The organism is Sphingomonas sp. DMC6 (assembly GCF_056314225.1).
The window spans coordinates 1-4,558 of the sequence record NZ_JBQUYT010000022.1 but is presented as its reverse complement, the minus strand read 5'-3'; the positions used below and the strand labels follow the sequence as shown (position 1 = coordinate 4,558).

At 61.4% G+C, this 4,558-nt stretch carries 4 protein-coding genes, 1 tRNA gene and 1 pseudogene; 2 read left to right on the top strand and 4 right to left on the bottom strand.

The genetic code is table 11. From position 1 onward, the window contains the following. Positions 1-74 precede the first annotated feature (74 nt). From ACT53M_RS20055 to ACT53M_RS20045, 3 genes are all read right to left on the bottom strand, one after another. Entirely contained in the window at positions 75-1,049 is a 975-nt protein-coding gene (locus ACT53M_RS20055) for a tyrosine-type recombinase/integrase (RefSeq protein WP_476235687.1), read from the bottom strand. A 170-nt stretch (positions 1,050-1,219) separates the two neighbouring features. Continuing rightward, positions 1,220-1,294: transfer RNA gene (locus ACT53M_RS20050), tRNA-Gln, on the bottom strand. A gap of 23 nt (positions 1,295-1,317) precedes the next feature. Beyond that, positions 1,318-2,415, bottom strand: a complete 1,098-nt coding sequence (locus tag ACT53M_RS20045) for a branched-chain amino acid aminotransferase (protein WP_476235686.1) — start codon at positions 2,413-2,415, stop codon at positions 1,318-1,320. A gap of 71 nt (positions 2,416-2,486) precedes the next feature. On the opposite strand from ACT53M_RS20045, the gene ACT53M_RS20040 reads away from it, so the two are divergent. Continuing rightward, positions 2,487-2,972, top strand: coding sequence for a MarR family transcriptional regulator (locus ACT53M_RS20040; protein ID WP_476227068.1), 486 nt, complete (start codon positions 2,487-2,489; stop codon positions 2,970-2,972). A gap of 15 nt (positions 2,973-2,987) precedes the next feature. Here the strand turns inward: ACT53M_RS20040 and ACT53M_RS20035 are convergent, their stop codons facing one another. Then, positions 2,988-3,605, bottom strand: coding sequence for a hemerythrin domain-containing protein (locus ACT53M_RS20035; RefSeq protein WP_476235685.1), 618 nt, complete (start codon positions 3,603-3,605; stop codon positions 2,988-2,990). 508 nt (positions 3,606-4,113) lie between these two features. On the opposite strand from ACT53M_RS20035, the pseudogene ACT53M_RS20030 reads away from it, so the two are divergent. Continuing rightward, positions 4,114-4,467, top strand: a pseudogene (locus ACT53M_RS20030) (glycosyltransferase family 4 protein); the annotation flags it as partial. Positions 4,468-4,558: the final 91 nt, after the last annotated feature.

Genomic DNA, 4,558 nt, shown 5'->3' with positions numbered 1-4,558 from the left:
CGTCATCGTGAACACTCCTCTGCAGATGCCGGGCAACAGCATAGCTGCCGCCCGGTGCGGGGGCGTCCACATCATCAGCATTCCTTGTACCAACCAGACTTGCGCGGCCCCTCCACGCGTTCAGCGGGAAATACCCAAGCGTGGTTCGTTTGCATCAAGCGCTGTCCCCATGGGCCAAGAGCCATGGTGTGGGCCACAGAATTTTTCACACGGCTCGCGGGAATCGTCCAGACGCCGCCCACAACCTCCTCGGAGCGCGCTTTCACCACCTCCGAAATGCGGGCGGCGGTTAGCAACCAGAGGAGCATGCCGCGTCGAACGTCCCGCTCCTCCTCGGCAACAGCTCGCAGGAACCATTCGATCTCCACGAGGGACAGCTTGCGAGAGCGGGGGAGTTCGGGAAATCGGAGATCGCCCAACCGCACCGCCGGGTTTGTCTCAAGTCCGACCTCCGTCCCGCGCAGCGACGCTGCCCAGCCGAAGAAGACGTTGAGTTCGGCGGACAGCCGGTTCGCGCGAATCCGCGCAACTTTTCCTTTGGCTTGCACGAGCGCGACGAGATCAGCCTCCGTCACTTCATAGATCACTCTACCAGCGAGCGTGGGCGCGATGTCGCTTCGGTAGATGTAGAGCTTGTCCTGGATCGTGCGCGGCTTGTTTTTGCGCTTCGCACGAGAGGCTCGGCCTTCCTCGACAGCCGCGATGTAGAGCTGGTGCGCCTTCTCGACCGTCATCGTCGCGCGGAGCAGCGCAGCGCGCTCAGCATTCCGTTGCTCACGCTCGATTTCCCGCGGATTGAGACCCGCTTCGATTTGCAGGTTTAGCGCCGCGGCCCAGCCTCTTGCATCCGCAATGCTGTCCGCGGGAAAAGCGCCAAGCGTCTTTTTGACAAAGCCCTTGCCTGCAACAAGCCGGCGATAGAATCGCCAGACCTTTCTTCCGCTGCCCAGCGCCGCAATGGACAGCCCCGGCGTGTGCGAATCTCGGATACAACCTTTCGCCAGCGCATCGACCGCAGCAGGCGTCATAACGTTGATTTTCTGCGCCATAACCGACTCCAGCCGGTCCCGAGGCACAAGAAAATCGGGATACAAATCGGGATACAATAGCCGTCGAATCCAGACGAACCCGGTCCAACCGAGTCCAACTGATCGCAATCAATGAATCCGAATATTTGTTGCCACTTCAAGGCTTTGGAACCGAATCACGAGAATTCGGATGGCTGGGGCGGGAGGATTCGAACCTCCGAATGACGGTACCAAAAACCGTTGCCTTACCACTTGGCGACGCCCCAACGGGAAGCGGGCTTATAGAGCCTTAGAGCAGACGTTCAAGCCAGCCGTGCGCATCCGGCAATTCGCCGCGCTGGATGCCGACCAGTTGCTCGCGCAAGCGGGTCGTGAGCAGGCCCGGGCCGCCATTGCCGATCTGGAAATCGAAGCCGTTGCCGCGCACGCCGCCGATCGGCGTCACCACCGCAGCGGTGCCGCAGGCAAAGGCCTCGCGCAGCCGGCCGCTCTTCGCATCCTCGCGCCACTGGTCGATCGAATAGCGTTCCTCGCGCACCGCAACGCCCGCATCGCGCGCCAGGGTGAGCAGCGATTCGCGGGTGATGCCCGGCAGGATCGTGCCCGAGAGCGGCGGGGTCGCGACCGATCCGTCGTCGAACACGAAGAAGATGTTCATGCCGCCCAGTTCCTCGACATAGCGGTTCTCCACCGCGTCGAGGAACACCACCTGGTCGCAGCCCTGGCGAGTCGCCTCGGCCTGGGCGATCAGGCTGGCGGCGTAGTTGCCACCGCACTTGGCCGCGCCCGTGCCGCCTGGCGCAGCGCGGGTATAATGGTCCGATACCCACAGCGTGACCGACGGTGCGCCGCCCTTGAAATAGGCGCCCGCCGGAGAAGCGATGACGAGATAGAGATATTCGCTCGCCGGCTTCACGCCCAGAAAGGTCTCGCTGGCGAACATGAAGGGGCGCAGATAGAGCGACGCGCCCTCACCTTCCGGAATCCAGTGGCGATCGGTCTTCACCAGTTCGCGGATCGAGGCGAGGAACAGTTCCTCGGGCAGCGGCGCCATGGCCATCCGCTCGGCCGATTCGCGGAAGCGGCGGGCATTCTCGCCCGGGCGGAACAGCGCCGCGCCGCCATCGGGCAGGCGATAGGCCTTCAGCCCTTCGAAAATCTCCTGCGCATAATGCAGCACGGCGCAGGCCGGATCGATCTGCAACGGTGCATAGGGCTGGATGCGCGCATCGTGCCAGCCCTTGTCCGCGGAGTAACGGATTACCGCCATATGATCGGTAAATACCTTGCCGAAACCCGGATTGGCGAGGATCGCCGCGCGCGCTTCCTCGCCGCGCGGGCTGGTGTGTGCCTCGAATTCAAAATCCAGGATCGTCGCGTCTTCCATCGCTCGGGTCTTTCGGTCCGCAAGGTGCATCGGGTTGCGCACGCCTAGGCCTGGTGGCAGAAACGGTCAACATGGCTGCCCCAATTCCTGCCTCACCGCTATTCCTGCGTGAGCCCGAAATACGCCGCGGTATCGAGCTGCTCTATTTCGGCTATACCAATCTGACGCGGTCGATCGATGACGGGCTGGCCCGGCAGGGACTGGGCCGCGCCCACCATCGCGCGCTCTATTTCATCGCCCGCAAGCCAGAACTCACCGTCAGCGAGCTGCTGGGCCTGCTGGCGATCACCAAACAGTCGCTGGGCCGGGTGCTAGGCGAGCTGAGCGAGCGCGGGCTGGTGGAAACCCGCGCCGGCACCCGCGACCGCCGGCAAAGGCTGCTGCGCCTGACGGATGCGGGGGCAAAGCTGGAAGCCGAACTGTTCGACGCGCTGCGCGAAAAAATGGCCGGCGCCTATTCCAGCGCCGGCCAGGGAGCCGTGGGGGGGTTCTGGGCCGTGCTCGAAGGGCTGATGCCCGAGGACGAGCGCGGCAAGGTGGCATTGCTGGGCCGGTAAGGCGCCTCGTCCGGTTCAGGCGACCTTGAAGCCTTCCTTGTTCATCGCCAGCGTCAGCGCCTTGTTCTTTTCCTCGCTGAGCTGCGCGCGCAGCCGGGGGAAGAGTTCGTTCTCTTCCTCGCGAATATGCTTTTCCAGGTCGGCGCGGAACGCCCGGACCTTTTCCATCCACGCCGGCGATGCGCTGGGCGTCGTCTCCAGCTCGTAGAGATATTGCTTCACATAGCCATGCTCGGTGTTGAGCGAGTCCGCGGCTTCCTTCTCGCCGATTTCGCGCAGCGCCGGGTAGATGACATTCTCTTCTTCGACCGTATGCTTGACCAGCGCGTGCTTGATATGCGCGAGCAGCATGTTGCGGCGGATCGTCGCCTTCTCGTCGGTCGCCTCGAGCGCGTCGAAGCTCTTCAGCACCAGCCGGTGCTCGGCCGCGAGCGCTTCATCCCAGTTGCCGGCCAGCGCGCTCGGCGCCTGCACGGCTGCCTTGCGGCCCAGCATGGCGAGCAGGCCAAGCGCCGCACCGCCCACCGCCGCGCCGGCGATCACGCCAAAGCCGCTACCGCCGGAGCTGCCGCCCGACTTTTCGCCATTGGTCTTGAACCGGCCCTTGCTGTCGCGTTCCGTGGTGGTCACCATGTCCGTCTCCGTCGATCGGGTTCGGCATGCAGAACCGACGGGCGCGGCGGGCGTTCCGCAGAAGCGTTATTTGCGCGCTTCGGCGGCCATTTCGGCATTGCGGCGGGCAGATGCAGCCAGCGTCTCTGCCATCAGGCGTATCAGCGCATCGTCGCGATCGAGAACGTGAGCCCGTCGCGCGTTGAGAAAACTATCGGCCTCGGCCGGCTACCGGCTCTTAGAGGCTCGCGCAGCGCGCATGTTACCCTCATTCTTGTACGCGCAGACTGTGATGCCCCTGTTGCGATCGCCGCGAAGTAGTATTCAACTCGTTTCGACGCGCTCCCCAAATAGGCAAACCACCTTCAATTCACGCATCGTTCAATTTAACGTTTCTCCATAGCGCTAACAAACGTCATGATTTCGAAATAGGAAGAATGTATCCATACCCCTTTAACCACAAAATTTTTTATCGAATATAATAGAAATTTCGGGAGAGGCCGATCAGGTATGCAAACGGAGGCCCTGCATGAAAATTCTTTTTTTTATGAGAAAGATGGACCTGAACGATGGCATAGCATCCTATTGCTCAACCCTGGCTAAAGAACTGCAAAAACAGGGCCATATCGTTCATGTTGCACTATCTGGCATACACAGAAATGGCACAGACAGTGAACGATCGAGACAGGTGCTGGACTCATTCACCAAGATCCATATTCTTCCTTCACTTAGCTGGATGCCCCATCCTTCACCCTTTCTCAGCATTCGGACTATCATAGCGCGTGAAAATATCGATATCGTCAATCTTCACGGGCTTGGAATGCTGTTGTGGGGAAAGTTCTTAGCAACGATGCTGCGGTGCAGGGTAGTCGCAACATACCACCCTTCAATACACGGCCTAGGCCGTAGACTCATAAGCCCTGAGCCACAGCCGCATTGAGGCAAGCTGGACCATTGCAAGGAAGTTGGCCGCG